Genomic DNA, 18,118 nt, shown 5'->3' with positions numbered 1-18,118 from the left:
TCGCCGCCTCATATCTGAAGCCGCACGGAGACCCGCGATGACCCTGATCACCCGGCCCGAGGGCCTGAGCGCCGACCAGATCGCCCCCAGCCGCCGCAGCCTGGGGGTCGCGGCTCTCGGCGGCGTCGCCTTCGCCGCCTACGCGCCCGCCGCCGTGAGCCAGTCGGCCCAGCCGGTCACGACCGACGGCGCGGGCCTGACGACCGCCGTCGTCTCCTATCCCGCCCCGGACGGCTTCGAACTGCCGGCCTATGTGGCGCGGCCGGAGGGCCAAGGCCCCTTTCCCGTGGTCGTCGTCGTGTCCGAGATCTTCGGCGTGCACGAATACATCCGCGACGTCTGCCGCCGTCTGGCCAAGGCGGGATACGCCGCCGTCGCCCCCGCCTTCTTCGTCCGCGTCGAGGACCCGGCGCCGCTCAGCGACATGCAGGCCGTCATGCGGATCGTCGCCGCCGCCGGCTATGAACAGGTGATGGGCGACGTGGGCGCGACCCTGGACTGGATCGGCGCGCAGGCCTGGGCCCAGTCGGAGCGGGTCGGAATCACCGGCTTCTGCTGGGGCGGCAAGGTGGTGTGGCAGGCCTGCGCCCGCTTCCCCGCCCTCGACGCCGGCGTCGCCTGGTACGGCCGACTGGCGCCCGCCGCCACGGCGACCGAGGAGCAGAAGACGGCGGGCCGGCCCTGGCCGGTCGATCTGGCCGCCGAGCTGAAGGCCCCCGTCCTGGGACTCTACGGCGGTCAGGATGCGGGCATCCCCCTGGCCAGCGTCGAGGCCATGCGCGCGGCCCTGGCCCAGGAGGGCGCGGCCGGAAGCGAGATCGTGGTCTACGACGACGCCCCGCACGGCTTCCACGCCGACTATCGCGCCAGCTATCGCGAGGCGGATGCGAAGGACGGCTGGCGGCGGTTGCTGGCCCTGTTCGAGGCGCGCCTGAAGGCCTGATCCCCGTCGGACATGAAAAAGGCCCGGAGCGAACGGCTCCGGGCCTTTCCAGTTTCACGGGCGCAGCGCTCACGCCTTGGCGTCGAAATTCCCGCCGGTCGTATTGGCTTCCGAATAGGCGCCGCCGGCCGCCGGGCCGGAGCCCTTGGCGGCGACCGCCACCATGGCGGCGCGCACGGTGCGGCCGAACAGGGCGTAGCCCGGTTGCAGGGTCTGGATCACCGTGCCGCCCGGCACCGTGTCCGAGGGCTGTTCCATCACGGCCTGATGCAGGTGCGGGTCGAAGGCGTCGCCCGGCGCCGGATCGACGCGCGTCAGGCCGTTGGCCTCGAAGGCCGACAGCAGGGATTTCTGCGTCAGCTCCAGGCCCGTGACCATAGCGGCGGCGGGACCTTCGGCGTCCTTGGGCGCGGACTGCAGGCCGCGTTCCAGGGTGTCGGCCACGCTCAGCAGGTCCTTGGCGAAGCGCTGGATGGCGTAGGCGCGGGCGTCGTTCTGTTGCGTCTCGGCGCGGCGCTTGATGTTCTCGGCGTCGGCCACGGCGCGCAGGGCGCGGTCCTTCCACTGGTCGCGCTCGGCGATCAGGGCGTCGACCACGGCCATGTCGCCGTCTTCGGCGCTTTCGGCGTTGAAGTCGGCCTCGCCCATGTCCTGCTCGAGTTGGTCCCGGGTCTCGTCGTTGATGTCGTTCACGTCTCTTGTCCGTCCAGAATCCGGCCCAGCACCCGTGCGGTGTAATCCACCAACGGAATGACGCGGGCATAGTTCAGTCTTGCAGGGCCGATGACGCCGACGGCGCCCAGCATCCGCTGCCGACCCGTCATATAGGGCGCCGCGATCACGGCGGAACCCGAAAGCGAAAACAAGCGTGTTTCGGCGCCGATGAAGATGCGCACCCCCTGGGCCGCGCCGACCCCGTCCAGCAGGCCGATCAGCTGTTCCTTCTGCTCCAGGTCGTCGAACAGGACGCGGACCCGTTCCAGGTCCTCCACGGCCTGGGCGTCCTGCAACAGGTTGGCGCGGCCGCGCACGATCAGGGCGCGTTCCCGTTCGCCCCCGCCCGACCAGGCGGCCAGACCGTCCTCGACCAGACGGGCGGCAGCGGCGTCCAGCTCGCGCCGGGCGGCCTCCAGTTCGGCGCTCATTTCCGAGCGGGCCTCGGCCAGAGGCCGGCCTTTCAGGCGGGCGTTGAGGAAGTTGGAGGCCTCGGACAGGGTCGAGGGCGTGACCCCGGCCGACAGGGGCATCAACCGATTCTCGACCGTGCCGTCGTCCGCCACCAGGACCGCCAGGGCCTGGTCGTGGCCCAGAGCGACGAACTCCACATGCTTGACGCCCGCGTCGCGCACCGGGCTGGCGACGATGCCCGCCCCGCCGGCCAGACCGGACAGCAGGTTGGTGGCGGCGTCCAGGGCCTCTTCGAAGTTGCGACCCTTTCCTGCCAGGCGGGCGTCGATCTCGCGCCGCTCCTCCTGGCCCAGGTCGCCGATCTCCAGCAGGCCGTCGACGAAGAGGCGCAGGCCCGCATGGGTCGGGACCCGTCCCGCCGAGGCGTGCGGCGACGCCAGAAGCCCCGCCAGGGTCAGGTCCTGCATGGTGTTGCGGATCGAGGCCGGCGAAAGCGCCACCCCGCCCCGCGACAGGGTGCGGGAGCCCACGGGCTCTCCCGTTTCCAGATAGGATTCGACGATGCGGCGGAAGATGTCGCGCGCACGGGCGTCCAGGGTCGTCAGACCTGCGGTCGCGCCGCCGAACGGGGAAGGATGAGGGGCATACAGGCTCACGGTTTCAGGATAAGCACGCCCAGCCCTGGTTCCAAGGAAGATCAAATGCGCCCGTCCGAACGCACCCCCGAACAACTCCGCGCCGTCACGCTCGAGACCGGCGTCAATCGCTACGCCGAGGGCTCCTGCCTGGTCAGCTTCGGCCACACCAAGGTCCTGGTCACCGCCTCGATCGAGGAGAAGGTGCCGGGCTGGATGCGCAACACCGGCCAGGGCTGGGTCACGGCGGAATACGGCATGCTGCCCCGCGCCACCCATACGCGCGGCCGCCGCGAAGCCGCCGCCGGCAAGCAGTCGGGCCGCACCCAGGAGATCCAGCGCCTGATCGGCCGCTCCCTGCGCGCCGTGGTCGATCTGAAAGCCCTGGGCGAGCGCCAGGTCCTGATCGACTGCGACGTGATCCAGGCCGACGGCGGCACGCGCACCGCCTCGATCACCGGCGCCTGGGTGGCCATGGCCTCGGCCCTGAAGCACCTGACCGACGAGGGCGTGCTGAAGACCGATCCGATCCTTGATCAGGTCGCGGCTGTTTCGTGCGGCATCTTCAACGACCTGCCGGTGCTGGACCTCGACTATGAGGAAGACTCCGCCGCCGAGGCCGATTCCAACTTCGTCCTGACCGGCGGCGGCGGCATCGTGGAAATCCAGGCCACCGGCGAGAAGCGCGGCTTCAGCCGTCCCGAGTTCGACCGCCTGTTCGAACTGGCCGGGATGGGCTGCGCCGAGTTGTTCGCCCTGCAGCGCGCGGCCCTGGACGCCGCCGGACGATAGGTCCTTTTCCCGGAGCCGGATCGGGGTCATCGTCCCTGGCAGGCGAACCCCCGATCCGGAGCCCCGCATGACCCGACCGTCCCTCATCCTCGGCGCCGCCCTGGCCACGGCCTTGCTGGCGGTCCCATTGGCGGCCTGTCAGCCGCGTCCTGAAGCGACGACGCCCGCACCCGCGCCTTCGACCCCGCAGGTCCGCGAGCCTGAGGCCCGTCTGCCCGAGGGACCGGAGATGGCGCCCCGTCCCGTTCCCCTCGACGAGCGCCCCTGCCGCGAAACCCTGGGCGAGACGGCCTCCGCCCGCCTGGTCCAGCGCTGCATCGCCGTCAGCCCCGCCACGCGCCCGCCTTGCAACGCCGCCAACCCCTGCGACCTGATCCAGGGCGAGATCGATCGGTCATGCGCCATGTACGGGCCGGACGAGCAGAAGCCGAAGGAATGCGCCGCCTGATCCGAGCTTGAGCCCGACTCAGGTCCGCCAGGTCTCGGTGAAGACGCGCTGGAAGTTGGCGCCGAGCACCTTTTCGACGACGCGAACAGGCTGGCCGCGCTCCAGCAGGGCGCGGGCGATGATCTCGGGTCGGTCGGATCGGTTCAGACCCGTGACGAAGGGCGGGCGGCCTTCGCCCGGCGCGGACACGCCCGCCGCCTTGCGGGCGGCGATGGAGGCGTCCCATTCCGCCATGCTTTCCGGCGAGGTGTCGAACGGGGTCAGGATGGCGTCGCTGCCGATGCCGACGTGGTCCTCGCCGCACACCGACAGGGCGTGCAGCATGTGGGCCATGTAGTCGTCCAGCGACTGCTGCTCGGGGCCGGCGCTGATGTAGCTGAGCCCGTAGATGCCGACGACGCCGCCGCTGTCCGCCACGGCGCGCAGAACCGCATCGCTCTTGTTGCGGGGATGGGCGTAGGCCGAATAGCAACCGGCGTGGGTGATGGCTGCGGGCCGGGCGGAGGCGGCCACGGCTTCCAGGCTGGAGCGTTCATCGGCATGGCTGAGGTCCAGCGTCACGCCGCAGGCGTTCATGCGGGCGATCGCCTCGCGTCCCAGGGCGGTCAGGCCGGTCGAGGGCTGAGGCGCCATGACGCCCGAGGCGAAGGGCGAGACGCCGTTATAGCCGAGTTGCATAACCCGCACGCCCAGGGCGCTGAAGTGGTCGACGTTTTCCGGCTTGCCATCCAGCATGCCGGCGTCCTCGAACGAATAGACGACCCCGACCCGCCGGCTTCTCTTGGCGACCAGCAGGTCCGCGGCCGTCGTGATCTTCATATAGACCTCGGGGCTGAGCGCGATGGCCTTGTCGAAGGCGGCGATGTCGGTGTTGACCGCATCATACGTGCCGGACGATCCGCCGATGGTCATCTTGAAGGCAGTCAGGCCCGAGTTCAGCACCTCGGCCGCCGTGGCGCGATCCAGAGGCGCGGCGTCGTCGAACGGGCCGACCAGATTGCCGTCGATGACCATGGCGTTTCGATACAGCCGTGCGATCGCGTCGTCCGTCGCCGGCTCCGCCTGCGAGGCGCGTACGGCGCCGGGCGAAAGCGCTGCGGCGGCGGAGGCCGCAAGGAAGGCGCGTCGGTTCGTGTTCCAGCTCATCCTGTCGCCCTCATCGCACGTGGTTCGTCCACGAAACGAATGTGTAGGCAGCTACGTATTTTCGTCAACCGGCCTTTGAAGGCAGGCCTGAGATTCGATCGCTGATGCGGTCGAACATGGATCTCCGCGCCAGGGCGTCGTCGAGCCGGTCGAGCGCCGCCACGACGTCGCCCGCCTCTTCGTTGAGTTCGGCGGCGACCTCGTTGAAGGCCTCCCACAGGGGCGTCATCTGTTCGACCAGGGCGTCCCCGGCCGGCGTCAGGGACAGGGTGCGTCGCCGGGCGTCCGCAGGGTCGGGCGCGGAGCGGATGATCCCCGCCCTTTCCAGCGAACGACACGACTGACTGACCGAGACATGGGTGATGCGCAAGGCCGCCGCGATCTCGCCGACCGTGGTGGGGCCCTGGAGGATCATCTGGTTCAGGACGCCGAACCAGCGCTGTTCGAACGTCAGGCCGCGAACGGCGTAGATGCGGCCGCCGTCGCTGTCGATCCGGTCCGACAGCCGCCGCAGCCGGGCGCCGAGGGCCTGGCCGCCCTTATCGCGGCTGTAGTCGCCAGAGTCGCCGTCGCGCCCGTCTTCATCCTGGGTCATGCGCCACAGTTACCGGCAGAACCACAGACGCAAAAGGCCCCGCCGTCGCCGGCGGGGCCTTCTTCAGTTCAGCCGTGAGGCCGAGGCTTAGTCGCGACGGCGACGGCCGCGATCGCCGCCCCGGTCGCCGTCACGCTTCGGACGGCCGCCGGTGTCTTCCGACAGCGGGGCTTCACCGCGTTCAGCGCGCTCGGCGTTGATCTTGTCGGTGATGTCCTCGCCGGTTTCCTGATCGACGACCTTCATCGACAGCTTGGTCTTGCCGCGATCGTCGAAGCCCAGGAACTTGACCTTGACCTCCTGGCCTTCCGACAGGACGTCGGCCGGGTTGGCGACGCGTTCCAGAGCGATCTGGGACACGTGGACCAGGCCGTCGCGCGCGCCGAAGAAGTTCACGAAGGCGCCGAAGTCGACGACCTTCACGACCTTGCCCGAGTAGATCGCGCCCACTTCCGGCTCGGCGGCGATGGAGTTGATCCAGGCCTTGGCGGCTTCGATCTTTTCCTGCTCGTTGGCGGCGATCTTGATGGTGCCGTCGTCGCCGATGTCGATCTTGGCGCCGGTCTTCTCGACGATCTCGCGGATCACCTTGCCGCCCGAACCGATCACTTCACGGATCTTGTCGACCGGGATCTTGATGGATTCGATCTTCGGCGCGAACTCGCCCAGTTCGGTGCGGGCGCCGTCGATGGCCTTGTCCATCTCGTCCAGGATGTGCAGGCGACCGGCCGAAGCCTGGGTCAGGGCCTGCTTCATGATCTCCTCGGTGATGCCGGGGACCTTGATGTCCATCTGCAGCGAGGTGATGCCTTCACGCGAACCGGCGACCTTGAAGTCCATGTCGCCCAGGTGGTCTTCGTCGCCCAGGATGTCCGACAGGATGGCGAACTCGCCCGAGGGCTCCAGGATCAGACCCATGGCGATGCCCGAGACCGGACGGGCCAGCGGCACGCCGGCGTCCATCAGGGCCAGCGACGAACCGCAGACCGTGGCCATCGAGGACGAGCCGTTGGACTCGGTGATCTCCGACACCAGGCGGATGGTGTAGGGGAAGTCTTCCTTCGACGGCAGCATCGGACGGATGGCGCGCCAGGCCAGCTTGCCGTGGCCGATTTCGCGACGGCCCGGCGAACCCATGCGGCCCGCTTCACCGACCGAATAGGGCGGGAAGTTGTAGTGCAGCAGGAAGGACTCTTTGTAGGTGCCCGTCAGGCTGTCGATGTACTGCTCGTCCTCGCCGGTGCCGAGGGTGGCGACGACCAGGGCCTGGGTCTCGCCGCGCGTGAACAGCGACGAACCGTGGGTGCGCGGCAGGACGCCGACTTCCGAAACGATGGCGCGGACCTTGTCCAGGGCGCGGCCGTCGACGCGGTGGGCGTTCTCGATGATGTCGCGACGCAGGACGTCGGCTTCGCATTCCTTGAAGGCGGCCGAGAACTTGGAGCTGTCGACGCCCTCGGGGTTCTCGTCGGTCTTCACCAGGGCGGCGGCGGCGGTCTTCTTGGCCGCGTCGACGCCCGAGCGGCGCTCATACTTGCCCGGGTGGGCGTAGGCGGCCTTGATGTCCTCGCCGACCAGCTTCTTGATCGAGGCGACGACGTCGGAGTGGTCCTCGGCCTGGAAGTCGAAGGGCTCCTTGGCGGCGTGCTCGGCCAGGTCGATGATGGCGTCGATCACCGGCTGCATGCCGGCGTGAGCGAACATCAGGGCCTTCAGCATGGTGTCTTCCGAAAGCTCCTTGGCTTCGGATTCGACCATCATCAGGGCGTCCTGGGTGCCGGCGACGACCAGGTCCAGAGCGCTTTCGCCCATCTGGTCGATGGCGGGGTTCAGCACCAGTTCGCCGTCGATCATGCCGACGCGCGCGGCGCCGATCGGACCCATGAAGGGCACGCCCGAGATGGTCAGGGCGGCCGAGGCGGCGACCATGCCCAGGATGTCGGGGTCGTTCTCAAGGTCGTGCTGCAGCACGGTGACGATGACCTGGGTCTCGTTCTTGAAGCCCTTGACGAACAGGGGGCGGATCGGGCGGTCGATCAGGCGGGAGACCAGGGTCTCCTTCTCGGTCGGACGGCCTTCACGCTTGAAGTAGCCGCCGGGGATCTTGCCGGCCGCGAAGGTCTTTTCCTGGTAGTTGACCGTCAGGGGGAAGAAGTCGAGGCCGGGCTTGGGCGCGCGGCCGTAGACGACGGTGGCCAGAACCACGGTCTCGCCGTAGGTCGCCAGCACGGCGCCGTCGGCCTGACGGGCGATGCGGCCGGTTTCCAGCGTCAGCGGGCGTCCGGCCCACTCGATCGTCTTGCGTTTGATGTCGAACATTTTTCTTCTTTCGTGTCCCGCGGGCGTATTCCCGTCGGGCGTGTGCGGAGCGTCAGGCCGTTCAGTCCTGCGGTCCCCGTTGACCTGGCCACGACGTCGCGACCGGGCGGGTGATTGAGGACCGGATTCGAGGCCCTCGCGTCGGTTGCGCCGGATATCAGGACCCGCGGCGCGCGGGCTTCAAGCAAAGCTTGTCTCAGGAGCGGAACGAGGCGCGGACGGAACCGTCCGCGCCTCGCATGAATCCGATCCGCAGCCGGGGCGCCTTAGCGACGCAGGCCCAGCTTGGCGATCAGAGCGACGTAGCGCTCGCGATCAACCTTGGTCAGGTGGTCCAGAAGACGACGACGCTGCGAGACCATCTTCAGAAGGCCGCGGCGCGAGTGATTGTCTTTCTTGTGGGTCTTGAAGTGCTCGGTCAGGTTGGCGATGCGTTCCGACAGGATCGCGACCTGCACTTCGGCCGAACCGGTGTCGCCCGAGGAGCGAGCGTTGTCGGCGATGACTTCGGCCTTGCGTTGAACCGTAATCGACATCGGGAGTCCTTTCTGGCCCTATCGCTCGCCTCGCGGAGGCTCGCTGCTTGAGGGCGTTTAAGACCCTTTCGGCAGACACGAAGTCTGCGTTCAGGAGAGGTTGAAAACACGGTCGGGTTCAAGCCGACCGGCCCTGAGGTTGCAGAGCGCGACCAGGGTTCCGCCCTCGAAAGCCGAAACCAGTCGAGATCCGGCGAGCCGGGTCTTGAGCGTTTCGATCTGTCGGGGGAGCAGAAGGATCGGCCGTCCCTGCCTCAGAGAGAGGGCGTCCTGATCCGTCACGGCCAGCTCCGGGATGTCGTCCAGAGCGGTCGAAACGGGCAGCAGGCCCTCCGAGGCGGCGCCCTTATGCGCCAAATCCTCCAGAAAATCCAGCGTCACGGCGTTCTCGACGCTGAAGGGGCCCACGCGCTCGCGCCGCAGAGCCGAGACATGGCCCTCGGCGCCCAGGACGGCGGCCAGGTCGCGGGCCAGGGAACGGACATAGACGCCCTTTCCGGTCCGCATCGTGATCTCGACGTGATCAGCGTCCGCCGCGTCGGTCACGGCCGCCTCGTGGATGGTCACGCGACGGGCCTGAAGCTCGACCTCGATCCCTTCGCGCGCCAGGTCGTAGGCGCGCTCGCCGTTGACGCGGATGGCCGAGAAGGCGGGCGGAACCTGGTCGATCTCGCCGACGAAGGCCGGCAGGGCCGCCTTGACCGCCTCGACCGAGGGCCGCACGTCCGAGCGGGCGATGATCTCGCCCTCGCGGTCGATGCTGTCGGTCGAGATGCCCCAGTGGATGGTGAAGCGATAGACCTTCTGCGCCTCCATCATGAAGGGCACGGTCTTGGTCGCCTCGCCCAGCGCGATGGGCAGGATGCCCGAGGCCAGGGGGTCCAGGGTCCCCGCATGACCCGCCTTCTGGGCGTTGAACAGCCGACGGATCTTGGTCACCGCCTCGGTCGAGCCCATCTCATAGGGCTTGTCCAGGCAGATCCAGCCGTTGACGATGTCGCCCTTCTTGCGCCGGGCCATCGCTTAGTCTTCGCCCTGATCGTCGGTCTCGGCGTCGACATGCTCGACGTCGGCGCGAACGCGCGGATCGCTGAACAGCCGGTCCATGTGACTGGCCGCGTCGAAGCTCTCGTCGTGGCGGAAGCGCAGGTCCGGCGTGAACTTCATGTCGATGTGGCGGCCCAGCTGGCCGCGCAGGAACTTGGCGTGGGCGTTCAGCGCCTTGATGATCTCGCTCTCATGGCCCGCCGTCACGGCGACCTCGACGCCGGCGCCCAGGGGTTCGACGAAGCAGGTGGCGTGCTTCAGGTCCGGCGACAGCCGCACCTCGGTCACGGTGACGGAGACGCCCGCCAGGGCCTCGTCGTGGATTTCATGCTCGCGCAGGACGTCGACCAGGGCATGGCGGATCAGTTCGCCGGCGCGAAGCTGGCGCTGCGACGGCCCCTGGGGTCCCGTGGCGTTGCGGGTATGCTGCTTGCGGCTCATGGCGCGCCTCCTGTGGTCGCTCGCCGGGGATCGGACGCCGGCTGAAAAAGCGAAGGGGCGGGGTCTAGTCGCGGATGGGCTTCAAGTCCAGAGCGGCGGCGTCGCGCGCCGCCCGCATCACCTCGCCCGAGGTCAGGGAGCGATAGGGCCGGATGGACAGTCCGGCAGCGTTCAGCACCTCGGCCGTCCAGTGATTGCAGAGCCTGACGATGGAGAAGCGCTCGCGGCTGCGGAAGAAGACGGCGTCGTCCGTCTTGCGGCGCGCCGAGACGATCGGAGCGCCGGCGGCGTCGACGCTCAGCGAGGCCTTAATGCGCGCGCGCATGGCCCGGGCGCCCGCCTGCGACAGGCGCAGGGTCACGCGACGCGAGGCGTCGGGCCAGGCGGCCGGATCGGCCCGCGTCGGATCGAGCATGACCACGGAGGGATTGCCGCCGGGTCGGAAGAAGGCCCGTGCGCCGTCGGGCAGGCGGTCGCGAATAGGGCTCTGATCCACATAGAAGACGGCGTCGCCCCAGCCGACCAGAATCCAGTCGCCCGGCGCCAGCCCCTTGGCCGCGCGGGCCAGGGCGTCGTCTCCGGTTTCGAGCAGGCTGCGCGGCACGGCCAGGTCCGTGTGAAAACCGTTGTCGAGCAGACGGACCGTCACGCCGGCCTCGCCGGTCCCGGCCGGAAAGAGATCGGGGTCGCCGGGCCGCGTCGTCGTCCACAGCCCCAGCGCCAGACCGATCAGGGCGGCGACCAGGAAGCGGAACCAGACCATCCGCGTCAGTTGGGGCCGTAGGCGGCGGGCGTGTCGCGCGCCGGGCCGGCGCCCTGCTGCGTGGCCCATTCGCCGCGATAGTCATAGTTCAGCTGGACGCAGTGCCGATAGCCGCCGTCGCTCCAGCGGCCCACCGCCTGCATGGACATGGGACGGCCGGCCCGGACCCGGCCGATCACCATCCAGGCCGCGTCGGAACCGGGACACAGGGCGCGCGCCAGGCCGCGCCCGTCGCCTTCCTGCACGATCTCGTAGAGTCCGCCGTCGCTCGAGCCCGCCGGAAGAACGCGACGCACGGCATCGGGTCCGCCCTGGGAAAAGCGCGCCGATCCGCGCGAGGTGCTGGAAAAGAGGTTGCGGACCTCCGTCGCGCCGAACAGGCCCCGCGCGACCTCAAGCGTCACGCCGCGCGTCAGGGCCTGGGTCGTCCGGTCGCGGGCGTCGAAGGCCAGGAAGCGGGTGTCGGCGACCGCGCTTCCAGCCAGGGCCGAGGCGGCGAGAAGAACCGAAAGCAGGATGTGGCGGCGCATGAAGACCCCGTCGATGAACACGCCCCCCGGCGACGCGACGACCTTAGAGCATGATGGTTTCAGACGGAACCGGAATGGACGAAGGGCGCGGCCCCTTTCGAGACCGCGCCCTCAAACGCCTGGATGAAGGTTTCAAGCGCCCTAGTCGAGAGTGCGCTTGATCTCCTCGACCGTGAAGCATTCGATGTAGTCGCCTTCCTTGATGTCCTGGAAGCCCTGGAACTGCATGCCGCATTCCTGGCCCGAGAGCACTTCGTTGACCTCGTCCTTGAAGCGCTTGAGCGTGTTGAGCACGCCCAGTTCCAGCACCACCACGTCGTCGCGGATGATCCGGACGCGGGCGCCCTTGCGGACCACGCCTTCGGTGACGCGGCAGCCGGCGATCTTGCCGATCTTCGAGATGTCGAAGACCTGCAGGACCTTGGCGTTGCCCAGGAAGGTTTCGCGCTGGATCGGCGCCAGCATGCCCGAGAGCACGCCCTTCATGTCGTCCAGCAAGTCGTAGATGATCGAGTAGTAGCGGATCTCGACGCCTTCACGATCGGCCAGTTCACGCGCCTGCTTGGAAGCACGGACGTTGAAGCCGAGGATCGGCGCGCCGGCCGACTTGGCCATGTTGACGTCGCTCTCGGTGATGCCGCCGGCGCCGTGCATGACGATGCGCGCGCGCACCTCGTCGTTGCCCATCTTCTCCAGCGAAGCGGCGATGGCTTCGCCCGAACCCTGGACGTCCGACTTGATGACGACCGGCATCTCCGAGATCTTCTTGGAGCCCAGCTTGGCCATCATGTCGGCCAGCGACACCTGGTTGATGCCGCCCGTGGCCTTCTCGCGCTTCTGACGCGCGCGGAACTCGGTCAGCTCGCGGGCGCGGGCCTCGCTCTCCACCACGGCGAAGATGTCGCCGGGGGTCGGGGCTTCCGACAGACCCAGGATCTCGACCGGAACCGAGGGACCGGCTTCGGTCAGTTGGGCGTTGCGCTCGTCCAGCAGGGCGCGCGCCTTGCCCCAGGCGGAGCCGGCCACGACGATGTCGCCGCGCTTCAGCGTGCCGCGCTTGACCAGGACGGTCGCGACCGGGCCGCGGCCCTTGTCCAGCTGGGCCTCGATGACCACGCCCTCGGCCGAACGGTCGGGGTTGGCGCGCAGGTCCATGACCTCGGCCTGCAGCAGGATGGCGTCCAGCAGGCCGTTGAGGTTGATCTTCTCCTTGGCCGACAGCTCGATGATCTGAGTGTCGCCGCCCAGGGATTCCGCGATCACCTCATATTGCAGCAGCTCGTTGACGACCTTCTGCGCATTGGAGTCGGGCTTGTCGATCTTGTTGACCGCCACGATGATCGGCGAACCGGCCGCGCGGGCGTGCTGGATGGCCTCGACCGTCTGCGGCATGACGCCGTCGTCGGCCGCCACCACCAGGACCACGATATCCGTGACGTTGGCGCCGCGCGCACGCATGGCCGAGAAGGCGGCGTGGCCCGGGGTGTCCAGGAAGGTGATGCGCTGACCGTCTTCCAGGCGAACCTGGTAGGCGCCGATGTGCTGGGTGATGCCGCCGGCTTCACCCGCCGCCACGTCCGTGGTGCGCAGAGCGTCCAGCAGGCTGGTCTTGCCGTGGTCGACGTGACCCATGATGGCCACGACCGGCGCGCGCAGTTCGGCGGCGTCGCCGTCGTCCGCCTCGGCCAGGAAGCCTTCTTCGACGTCCGATTCCGAAACGCGCTTGACGGTCATGCCGTATTCCTCGGCCACCAGTTCGGCGGTGTCGGAATCGATGACGTCGTTGACCTTCATCATCAGGCCCTGACGCATCAGGAACTTGATGATGTCCACGCCGCGCACGGCCATGCGGTTGGCCAGTTCGCCCACGGTGATGACGTCGGGAATGACGACCTCGCGCGGACGGTTCGGCGCGTCGGTCGAGCCGCCCTTGCGCTTTTCCTTCTCGCGTTCACGGGCCCGGCGAACCGAGGCCAGCGAGCGCATGCGTTCGGCCGTGTCGCCGTCGCCGGCGACCGACTGGATGGTCAGGCGGCCTTCGCGGCGCTTGGGCTCGCCGCGCGTGCGGCTGACGGCCTTGCCGGGACCGGATTCGGAGAAACGCTTTTCACGATCGTCGTCGCGACCGCCCGGACGGCTGAAGCCGACGCCGGGGGCGCGGCTGGGACGCGCGACTTCCGGCGTGGCCGGAGGCTGGTTCGGAGCCGGGCGACCGCCGGGGCCGGAGCGCGGCGCGCCCGGACGGGCGGCGCCGGGAGCCGGACGCGGGGTGAGCGCGGAATAGCGGACCGTCTGGGTCGCGGCCGGACGGCCGCCCTGGGGACGATCCCCCTGGCCGCGTCCGCCCTCGCGAGCGCCGTCACGACCGCCCTGGGGACGATCGGATTGCGGACGGTCGGAGTGGGGACGATCGGATTGGGGACGATCGCCGTCGCCCATGGCCTGTTCGCGGGCCGAACGGCCGCCGAAGGCGGGACGCTCGATCGGCGCGCGGCCGGTCGGAATCTTGGGCGTGCGCTGACCGAAGTTGACGGTCGGGCGCGCCGGAGCGGCCGGACGGGCCGGAGCGGGCGTCGGTGCAGGAGCCGCAGGCTTGGGCGCCTCGGCCTTGACCGGAGCGGCCGGCGTCGGCGCCGGAGCAGCGGGCTTGGCCGGAGCCGGCGCGGGAGCCGCGGCGGTCAGCTTGGCGGCCTCGGCGCGAGCGGCTTCGGCCGCGGCCTTGGCGGCGGCGGCTTCGGCGCGGGCGGCCTCTGCAGCGCGCTCAGCCGCTGCGGCCTGTTCGCGCTGGGCGACTTCGGCGGCGGCCTTCGCGGCGGCGGCGGCCTGTTCGCGCTGGGCGGCCTGCTGGGTGGCCAGGGCGATGGCGCGGCGACGCGCCTCCTGCTCCTCCAGCGACAGGCCTCCGCCGGCCGGTTGGCGCGGAGCGGACGGACGCGGCGCTCCGCCTTCCTGGCGGGGGCGCGCGACGTCGAAGCCCTGCGGACGCTGATGTCCGGGGACTGCGCCGGCGCGGCGCTTCGTCTCGACGACGACGGTCTTGGAACGGCCGTGGCTGAAGCTCTGCTTCACGGTGCCGGTCGAGACCGATCCCGCCGCGCGCGGCTTCAGGCTCAGCGGAGCGCGCGGCCCCGTTTGAGAAGGCGCGTTGGCAGGGGTCTTGCCGTCTTCGGTCTTGTCGTGTTCGTCGCTCATCCGGTCGCTTTACTCGGGGCGGAGAATTCCGCCGTCGTCTCTTCCAACACCCATAGCCGGGCGCGGCCCCGTCTCCTGATCAGGAAACAGGTCCTCGCCCGCCAAAAGCCTCAGCCTCTCGTTCCGGGGCCTCGCCCCGGCCGTCCTCGGCGCCGTCGCCGGGTCCGACCCGGCTCCAGCTCTCTGGACGCAGAGGCCGAAATCCCGCCAATCGCTCGACATCCAAGGTCCAACGACCAGCCCTCCCGCCTTTCAGCAGGACGGCGTGTATCGCATTTTCCAGCCCAAGGGCCAAACTCAAATCGTCCGCACCGAACGCACCGCAGATTTTCGGCGCCGGGGACGCATGTTTCGCAAGGCCCAGAAGCTTGCCTCGACCGTCAGCGGAACCGTCCGCCGCCTCGATGATCCAGGCCGCCTTGCCGCCGCGAACCGCCGCGGCGCTCTTTTCGAAGCCAGAGATAAGCACGCCTTCGCGCCGGGCAAGACCCAGTTGCTCAAGGCAGCGCCGCGCCAGCAGTTTTTCGACCAGATCGGCCAGGTCGGCCGCCGGTTTCAGCGGAGCCTTGGCCGAACGGGCGAACAGGTTCTTCTTCACCGCCGCCTCGATCGAGGCGCGGTCGGCCGCGACCCAGAGACCGCGGCCCGGCAGCTTGCGCGCCAGATCGGGAACCACCGAACCGTCCGGTCCCGGCACGAAGCGGATCAGGCGAGATTCATCGAGGGCCTGGCGTGAAACCAGGTCCTGACGGTCTCTATCGATCAGCGTCTCGTTCGGGTGCATGGACGGCGGCGGCTCCCATCAGTCTTGCGACGGCTCGAGGTCTTCGGCGAAGACCTCCGCATCGGCTTCGACGGCTTCGGCCTCGTATTCGGCGCCCTCTTCACCGGCTTCGGCGAAGATCTCTTCCTCATACTCGGGCTCTTCGGCCTGCGGCAGTTCCGAGGCGTCGATCCAGCCGGCGGCCACGCGGGCCTGCAGGATCAGCAGCTCGGCGTCTTCCTGCGACAGGTTGAAGGATTCCAGGACGCCCGGAACCTTCACGCGCTCGCCGTTGCGGACTTCATAGCCGCCGCGGATCTCGTCGGTGGCCAGGTCGGCCAGGTCCTCGACCGTCTTCACCCCGCCTTCGCCCAGGGCGACGGCGATGGCGCCGGTGACGCCCGGCACGTCCAGAACCCCGTCCTCGACGCCCAGGGCGACACGCTTGGCGTCCAGCTCGGCGGCCTTGCGGTCCAGGAATTCACGGGCGCGGGTCTGCAGTTCCTCGGCGGTGTCCTCGTCGAAGCCCTCGATCTCGGCGACTTCATACTGCTCGACGAAGGCCAGGTCCTCGACCGTGGCGAAGCCTTCGGTGACCAGCAGCTGGGCGATGGTCTCGTCGACGTCCAGGGCTTCCTGGAACAGGGCGGTCCGCTCAGCGAACTCCTTCTGGCGACGCTCGGAGTCCTGGGACTCGGTGATGATGTCGATCTGCCAGCCGGTCAGCTGCGAAGCGAGGCGGACGTTCTGGCCGCGACGGCCGATGGCCAGGGACAGTTGCTCGTCCGGCACCACAACCTCGACGCGGTCGGCTTCTTCGTCCAGCACCACCTTGGCCACCTCGGCCGGGGCCAGGGCGTTGACGATGAAGGTGGGCTCGTCGTCGTTCCACTGGATGATGTCGATCTTCTCGCCCTGCAGTTCGGCGACGACCGCCTGAACGCGCGAGCCGCGCATGCCGACGCAGGCGCCGACGGGGTCGATCGAGCTGTCGTTCGACAGGACGGCCATCTTGGCGCGCGAACCGGCGTCGCGGGCGGCGGCGCGGATCTCGATCACGCCGTCGTAGACTTCCGGCACTTCCTGGGCGAACAGCTTGGCCATGAAGCCGGGGTGAGCGCGCGACAGCATGACCTGCGGGCCCTTGGCCTCCGGGCGCACGTCATAGATGTAGGTGCGGACGCGGTCGCCGACATTGAAGACTTCGCGCGGGATCGACTGGTCGCGACGCATGATGCCTTCGCCACGGCCCAGGTCGACGATGGTGTTGCCGTATTCGACGCGCTTGACCGTGCCGTTGACGATCTCGCCGACGCGATCCTTGAACTCTTCGTACTGGTTGGCGCGTTCGGCCTCGCGGACCTTTCCGGTCACGACCTGACGGGCCATCTGGGTCTGGACGCGGCCGAACTCGAACGGCGGCAGGACCTCGACGTATTCCTTGCCGATCTCGGCCTCGGGGTCGCGCTTCAGGGCGTCGCGCAGACGCACCATGGCGCTGTCGTTGAACTCTTCCAGTTCGTCTTCCGGCATCCAGTCGTCGCCCACGATGGTGACGTGACGGGTCAGGCTCAGTTCGCCGGTCTTGTGGTCGATCTTGGCGCGGATGTCGTGATGGGCGCCGTAGCGCGACTTGGCGCCCTTCTGGATCGCTTCCTCGATCGCCTCGATGACGATCTCCCGGTCGATGTTCTTCTCGCGCGCGACGGCGTCGGCGATCGAAAGCAGTTCCAGGCGGTTGGCGGAAATACCGGTGACGGCCATCAGGCTTTGTCCTTGGTGGGGGTCGGGTTGGTTTGTTCGTCTTCAGCCGCCCCTTCAGGCAGGCCGTCGTCTTCGGGTTCGCCGCGCGCAGCGCGCAGGGCCGCACCGCGCTTCAGCAGTTCGTCGGTCAGGACCAGCTTGGCGTCCGCGATCCATTCAAAGGGGATCAGGGCCGTGTCTTCCTCGCCGTCCAGATCGACGGCGACGTTGTCGCCCTCGGTTCCGGCCAGGATTCCCTTGAAGCGCTTGCGGCCCTCGACCATGCGGTCGGTCTCGAGGCGGGCCTCGAAGCCTTCGAACAGGTCGAAATCGATCAGGCGGGTCAACGGCCGGTCGATGCCGGGCGACGACACTTCCAGCAGGTATTCGCCGGAGATCGGGTCGGCGGCGTCGAACACTTCCGACACGGCGCGCGACAGGCGGGCGCATTCCTCGACCGAGATGTCGTGGTCGGTCACGCGCTCGGCCATGATCTGCAGGCGGCGACGCAGGGTCCCGCCCATCAGGCGGACGCGCACGACCGCCAGCCCCAGGCTTTCGGCCACAGGGTCGATCAGCTCCAGCAGAGCACGGTCTTCTGCCGTTTTTGCGCGCAAGCGGCGCCTCCGGAAAACAAAAGCGGCGGTCCGTCCGGGCCGCCGCTTGAAACGACGCCGTTGGACGCCGGTCTAACGATGTGAGCGGTCATATAGGCGAAAGCGGGGGCCGTGTCAGCCCCCGCCGTCGTCATGTGTGGATCAGAACTCTTCCCACTCGTCCGCGAGGGCCTGGGGCTTGAGCGCCGCGCCGCCGCGACCGACCGTCTTCAGGGCCGCCACCGTCCGGGCCACCGCCGGCGGCATGCGGACGGGGACCGGAGCCGGGACATGGCCCGAAGTCCGTTCCTGGGCCGTGCGGAACCGCGACACGGAGGCGGCGAGGACGTCGGCCTCCTGGGCCAGGGAGTGGCTGGCGGCGGTGGATTCCTCGACCATGGCCGCATTCTGCTGCGTGACCTGGTCCATCTGGTTCACGGCCGTGTTGACCTGTTGCAGACCCACGGCCTGCTCCTGGGCCGAGGCCGCGATCTCCGACAC

General features: G+C 68.9%; 17 protein-coding genes and 1 pseudogene. 3 read left to right on the top strand and 15 right to left on the bottom strand.

Going from position 1 to position 18,118, the window contains the following annotated elements:
* Positions 1 to 37: 37 nt before the first annotated feature.
* Positions 38 to 943: a dienelactone hydrolase family protein gene (locus tag ABIE19_RS17040; RefSeq protein ID WP_354090444.1), complete on the top strand. Its 906-nt coding sequence runs from the start codon at positions 38 to 40 to the stop codon at positions 941 to 943.
* A gap of 69 nt (positions 944 to 1,012) precedes the next feature.
* On the opposite strand, the gene grpE is transcribed toward ABIE19_RS17040, so the two are convergent.
* Together grpE and hrcA are read right to left on the bottom strand one after the other, a co-directional pair.
* The gene (grpE, locus tag ABIE19_RS17035) at positions 1,013 to 1,591 is read right to left on the bottom strand and encodes a nucleotide exchange factor GrpE (RefSeq protein WP_376854431.1); all 579 of its coding nucleotides are present in this window, start codon (positions 1,589 to 1,591) and stop codon (positions 1,013 to 1,015) included.
* Between the two features lie 41 nt (positions 1,592 to 1,632).
* Positions 1,633 to 2,721 (bottom strand): heat-inducible transcriptional repressor HrcA, encoded by a 1,089-nt coding sequence (gene hrcA / locus ABIE19_RS17030; RefSeq protein ID WP_435521161.1) that lies wholly within the window; start codon positions 2,719 to 2,721, stop codon positions 1,633 to 1,635.
* A gap of 51 nt (positions 2,722 to 2,772) precedes the next feature.
* On the opposite strand from hrcA, the gene rph reads away from it, so the two are divergent.
* Positions 2,773 to 3,498, top strand: a complete 726-nt coding sequence (rph, locus tag ABIE19_RS17025) for a ribonuclease PH (RefSeq protein WP_354090442.1) — start codon at positions 2,773 to 2,775, stop codon at positions 3,496 to 3,498.
* 67 nt (positions 3,499 to 3,565) lie between these two features.
* The gene (locus ABIE19_RS17020) at positions 3,566 to 3,946 is read left to right on the top strand and encodes a hypothetical protein (protein WP_354090441.1); all 381 of its coding nucleotides are present in this window, start codon (positions 3,566 to 3,568) and stop codon (positions 3,944 to 3,946) included.
* Positions 3,947 to 3,964: 18 nt separating this feature from the next.
* On the opposite strand, the gene ABIE19_RS17015 is transcribed toward ABIE19_RS17020, so the two are convergent.
* The 13 genes and pseudogenes from ABIE19_RS17015 to ABIE19_RS16955 all read right to left on the bottom strand — a co-directional run.
* Entirely contained in the window at positions 3,965 to 5,092 is a 1,128-nt protein-coding gene (locus ABIE19_RS17015) for a dipeptidase (protein ID WP_354090440.1), read from the bottom strand.
* Positions 5,093 to 5,156: 64 nt separating this feature from the next.
* Positions 5,157 to 5,687 (bottom strand): MarR family winged helix-turn-helix transcriptional regulator, encoded by a 531-nt coding sequence (locus ABIE19_RS17010; protein WP_354090439.1) that lies wholly within the window; start codon positions 5,685 to 5,687, stop codon positions 5,157 to 5,159.
* 87 nt (positions 5,688 to 5,774) lie between these two features.
* A complete protein-coding gene (gene pnp / locus ABIE19_RS17005) occupies positions 5,775 to 8,006 on the bottom strand; it encodes a polyribonucleotide nucleotidyltransferase (protein ID WP_354090438.1) in 2,232 nt (743 codons plus the stop codon).
* Positions 8,007 to 8,272: 266 nt separating this feature from the next.
* Entirely contained in the window at positions 8,273 to 8,542 is a 270-nt protein-coding gene (rpsO, locus tag ABIE19_RS17000; protein ID WP_354090437.1) for a 30S ribosomal protein S15, read from the bottom strand.
* A gap of 90 nt (positions 8,543 to 8,632) precedes the next feature.
* The gene (gene truB, locus ABIE19_RS16995) at positions 8,633 to 9,562 is read right to left on the bottom strand and encodes a tRNA pseudouridine(55) synthase TruB (protein ID WP_354090436.1); all 930 of its coding nucleotides are present in this window, start codon (positions 9,560 to 9,562) and stop codon (positions 8,633 to 8,635) included.
* A 3-nt stretch (positions 9,563 to 9,565) separates the two neighbouring features.
* Positions 9,566 to 10,030 (bottom strand): 30S ribosome-binding factor RbfA, encoded by a 465-nt coding sequence (gene rbfA, locus ABIE19_RS16990; protein WP_354090435.1) that lies wholly within the window; start codon positions 10,028 to 10,030, stop codon positions 9,566 to 9,568.
* A gap of 64 nt (positions 10,031 to 10,094) precedes the next feature.
* Entirely contained in the window at positions 10,095 to 10,862 is a 768-nt protein-coding gene (locus ABIE19_RS16985) for a DUF2459 domain-containing protein (RefSeq protein WP_354090434.1), read from the bottom strand.
* Positions 10,799 to 11,323, bottom strand: a complete 525-nt coding sequence (locus ABIE19_RS16980; RefSeq protein WP_354090433.1) for a hypothetical protein — start codon at positions 11,321 to 11,323, stop codon at positions 10,799 to 10,801. The genes ABIE19_RS16985 and ABIE19_RS16980 overlap by 64 nt, the downstream gene beginning before the upstream one ends.
* A 141-nt stretch (positions 11,324 to 11,464) precedes the next feature.
* Positions 11,465 to 14,515: a translation initiation factor IF-2 gene (gene infB / locus ABIE19_RS16975; protein ID WP_354090432.1), complete on the bottom strand. Its 3,051-nt coding sequence runs from the start codon at positions 14,513 to 14,515 to the stop codon at positions 11,465 to 11,467.
* A 79-nt stretch (positions 14,516 to 14,594) separates the two neighbouring features.
* Positions 14,595 to 15,299 carry an RNA-binding protein gene (locus ABIE19_RS16970; protein ID WP_354090431.1) on the bottom strand — a complete coding sequence of 235 codons (705 nt, stop codon included), beginning with the start codon at positions 15,297 to 15,299 and terminating at the stop codon, positions 14,595 to 14,597.
* 18 nt (positions 15,300 to 15,317) lie between these two features.
* A complete protein-coding gene (nusA, locus tag ABIE19_RS16965; protein WP_354090430.1) occupies positions 15,318 to 17,042 on the bottom strand; it encodes a transcription termination factor NusA in 1,725 nt (574 codons plus the stop codon).
* Complete coding sequence (gene rimP / locus ABIE19_RS16960; RefSeq protein WP_354090429.1) at positions 17,042 to 17,638, bottom strand: ribosome maturation factor RimP; 597 nt, start codon at positions 17,636 to 17,638, stop codon at positions 17,042 to 17,044. Before rimP ends, nusA begins: the two co-directional genes overlap by 1 nt.
* A gap of 141 nt (positions 17,639 to 17,779) precedes the next feature.
* Positions 17,780 to 18,118 (bottom strand): annotated as a pseudogene (locus ABIE19_RS16955) (methyl-accepting chemotaxis protein); the annotation flags it as partial.

The sequence above is a fragment of the Brevundimonas faecalis genome (assembly GCF_040549405.1).
GTDB classification, from domain to species: domain Bacteria; phylum Pseudomonadota; class Alphaproteobacteria; order Caulobacterales; family Caulobacteraceae; genus Brevundimonas; species Brevundimonas faecalis.
Note: the sequence above shows the minus strand (reverse complement) of the source record. Positions and strands in the feature narration are given on the sequence as shown.